The sequence below is a fragment of the Devosia nitrariae genome, from assembly GCF_030160115.1.
In the GTDB taxonomy this organism is placed as follows: domain Bacteria; phylum Pseudomonadota; class Alphaproteobacteria; order Rhizobiales; family Devosiaceae; genus Devosia; species Devosia nitrariae.
In genome coordinates, this window is record NZ_BSNS01000010.1 from 1 (window position 1) to 2,928 (window position 2,928).

A 2,928-nucleotide genomic window follows, 5' to 3' on the forward strand; every position below is an offset into this window, starting at 1 on the left:
TTGCCGTACTCCTGCGTGGCTGCGACCTCGCTGATGCAAAACGCGTAGGCGAGGCCATCGCATCCGACATCTGCGCCATTCCAATCCAGCTCGCCGGCCGGCCGCACGTTGTCAGCGCCAGCATCGGCATCGTCAGCCTTTCACCTGGGATGGATGCCGATACCGCACTGGTGAGCGCCGACGCCGCCTGTTACGCCGCCAAGAACACCGGCCGCAGTCGCATCGTCGTGGCCTAGAGCAACGTGCGAAAAGGTGGATACCGGCTTTTCGCAAGAAACGTTGCGACAACAAACAACTAGAGCCTCAAGCGCTCTATCCCATCAGAGCGCTTGAGGCTCTAGATCCGATCTCCGGCGGGCGCCGCCTTCCTGAGCTGCTCGTGTCGATCGGCCCGCAGCCAAGCGGTTGCCACAACACTTGGCGGAAGTTCGTACGTGACTGCCCTCTCCCGCTCGAGCGCTTTCAGCAGAAGGCTTGTTCCGGTCGACGCCGCCTTCAGCCGATGACGACGTTCCGCGTCACCTGCCCATTCGTCTCCCAGAACGTCACCTTCTTGGTCATCAGCGGGTCGTCCATCGCCGGCTGGATGTTGCCACTGGTATCGATCGCGCGCGAGGTCACGGCGTGGCTTCCGGACGCGGGATCGGGCCAGTCGAGGGACCAGATCTTCCAGGCAAACTCGGCCTCTTCGCTGTCATCGATCACCGCCTCGATCCAATCGCCGTCATCGACCCTGACCTCGACGCGCTCGATCGGCGCGCCCCAGGCGGCGCCGAGGATGCGGTAGTCGGTGCCGACCCGCGTGATGCGCGCGGGCGCCGACTTGAGCAACGCCGGCCCGACCGAGGTTTCCATCCACACCGTTTCCCCGTCGCGCTGCTCTTCGCGCAGAGTGACGTAATCGCGCGCCATGAAGAGACCCTGAAACCGCCGGTCGAGGACCTCCATCCGGTTCAGCCACTTGATGTTGGCGATGCCGTACCATCCGGGCGCAATCAGCCGGAGCGGCGCTCCATTGTCGGCAGGCAAGGGTTCCCCGTTCATCTCATAGCAGAGGATGTTGTTGGGGTTCATGGCGTCGGCGAGCGACATGCTGCGCGCAAAATTCTGCTTGAAGGTGATGTCGCGAATAGAGACATCGCCCTGGTCGGCGCCCCAGAATACCACCTCGATTCCGTCCTCGAGAATTCCGGCTTCCTCGAGGATGGGGGCGAGTGGCGTACCTGCCCATGTCGCATTGCCAATGCCGCCGTTGAAGAACGGCAGGCCGTCATTGCCCGAGCACTCGACCGTGAAGACGACTTCCTGCCGGGGGCGCTGCTTGATGTCGTCAAGAGAGAGTGTCATCGGGCGCCCGACGAGACCTGTGATATCGAGCGACCAGGTGGCCGGATCGATGACCGGCCGGTCGAAGTGGGCAATCGAAAAGAACTGCTCGTTGGGCGTGATCCAGGAATCGAGGTCACTCCACACGAGCTGGTTCTTGATGACCTCTGGAACGGGATTGGGCGGCAGCGTGTCGCTCCAGGGCACGACCTCCTCCCCCGGCCGGCTCGGAAAACCGTAAGCCCGGCTCGCGAGCTGGAAGGCGGCAAGACCCGCCAGCACCGCGCTTCCCTTCACGATGAACTCTCTGCGTGGAATGTCCTGCATCTTCGTCCTCCCGCGGTTGTTGCCTCGATGGCGTCGAAGAGTCCCCCAGGCACGATCTTCGGACCGCGAACTGCGCTGCGATGTGATCAGGAATTGCGCAACGCAAAGCCCCCCACCGCCCGACAGCGATGGGATCACGCTCGCACTTGCCTGGAGATCCCTCAGGTCGAACGCTAGAACCGCCGCCCCGCGATGGTCAATGCCAGCTCGTCCCGATTTGTTGTCCGATCGTCCGCCGTCAGCACCCGGTCGGCTGAAAGGACCGGGCCGCACGCCCGGTCCTCCCGAGATCCTCACTCAGGTGTTTTTGATCTTCGCCTTCACCTGGTTGACGAGTTCCGGCGTGACTTCAATGGCGTGCACTGTCTTTGCGTGCTCGGCCACCTTGGCCAGCAGCTCTTCCTCGGTTTTTGCCTCGGCCGTGAAAGCGCAGCCGGGGACGATGTCTCCACATGCTATCTGCTTCATCGCAACCTCCTCATCGCCGCCATTACGGCGGCGGGATATAGTCGCGCCGAGGAAGGGCGGTCGTCAACGAGACCGGGCCCTGACCGCGGAACCGGCCCCGGCTGCACCACCGGCACTTAAACGCCCAAGGAGAAGTGGTCGCGCGGCGCAAGTGCTGATCGCCTATGCCGCCTTCCGAGAATGCGCTAGTTGCACTAGATGCTCTATTTCACCAGCGACACCCACTTCGCGGACTCGCGGGTCCTTCGCATTGACCGGCGGCCGTTCGCTACCGTTGCCGAACATGATGCTGCGCTCATCCAATATTGGAACGAGGTTGTAAGCGCCGACGACGAGGTTTGGCATCTCGGGGATTTCGCAAGAGGACCTCGTGACCACGTGGAAGTCTTGCTGACCCGGCTCAATGGGCGCAAGCACCTGATCATCGGCAACAATGATCCGGAACCGACGATAGCGGCCGCTGGCTGGTCAAGCGTCCAGCATTATGCGGAACTGACGATCGAGGGCCGGCTCTTCGTGCTCTGCCATTACCCATTTCGGACGTGGAACAAGATGGGCAATGGATCGATCAACCTGCACGGCCACTCGCATGGCCGGTTGAAACCAATGCCCCGGCAGTTCGACGTTGGCGTCGACGCGCAAGGTCTACGCCCGGTGGCGCTCGAGCAAGCGGTAACCAGACCGAAGGTGGGGAGGCGATGACGCATCGCCCCCGCAAACCGCGGTGCCCACGCCAGTCTCACCTCCCATTGTAACCTTGCGGGTCATTGGCGGTTAACGGCTGCCTGTCACATTGCTGTCATGGCC

4 protein-coding genes are annotated in these 2,928 nt (G+C 62.6%); 2 read left to right on the top strand and 2 right to left on the bottom strand.

Annotated elements, in window-relative coordinates; genetic code table 11:
* Positions 1 to 236, top strand: a 236-nt coding sequence (locus QQK18_RS10560) for a GGDEF domain-containing protein (RefSeq protein ID WP_284340303.1), incomplete at its 5' end; no start/stop codon positions are given.
* A 259-nt stretch (positions 237 to 495) separates the two neighbouring features.
* Here the strand turns inward: QQK18_RS10560 and QQK18_RS10565 are convergent.
* On the bottom strand, positions 496 to 1,653 hold the full coding sequence (locus QQK18_RS10565; RefSeq protein ID WP_284340304.1) for a sulfite oxidase: 1,158 nt from the start codon (positions 1,651 to 1,653) through the stop codon (positions 496 to 498).
* A 297-nt stretch (positions 1,654 to 1,950) separates the two neighbouring features.
* A complete protein-coding gene (locus QQK18_RS10570; RefSeq protein WP_284340305.1) occupies positions 1,951 to 2,121 on the bottom strand; it encodes a DUF1059 domain-containing protein in 171 nt (56 codons plus the stop codon).
* A gap of 198 nt (positions 2,122 to 2,319) precedes the next feature.
* Here QQK18_RS10570 and QQK18_RS10575 point away from each other — a divergent pair, with 198 nt between their 5' ends.
* On the top strand, positions 2,320 to 2,823 hold the full coding sequence (locus tag QQK18_RS10575) for a metallophosphoesterase family protein (RefSeq protein WP_284340306.1): 504 nt from the start codon (positions 2,320 to 2,322) through the stop codon (positions 2,821 to 2,823).
* Positions 2,824 to 2,928 lie beyond the last annotated feature (105 nt).

What these genes read in the sequence shown, in the direction of transcription:
- QQK18_RS10565 (WP_284340304.1), bottom strand. Translation starts at nt 1,653, where the DNA reads ATGCAGGACATTCCACGCAGAGAGTTCATCGTGAAGGGAAGCGCGGTG.
- QQK18_RS10570 (WP_284340305.1), bottom strand. Translation starts at nt 2,121, where the DNA reads ATGAAGCAGATAGCATGTGGAGACATCGTCCCCGGCTGCGCTTTCACG.
- QQK18_RS10575 (WP_284340306.1), top strand. Translation starts at nt 2,320, where the DNA reads ATGCTCTATTTCACCAGCGACACCCACTTCGCGGACTCGCGGGTCCTT.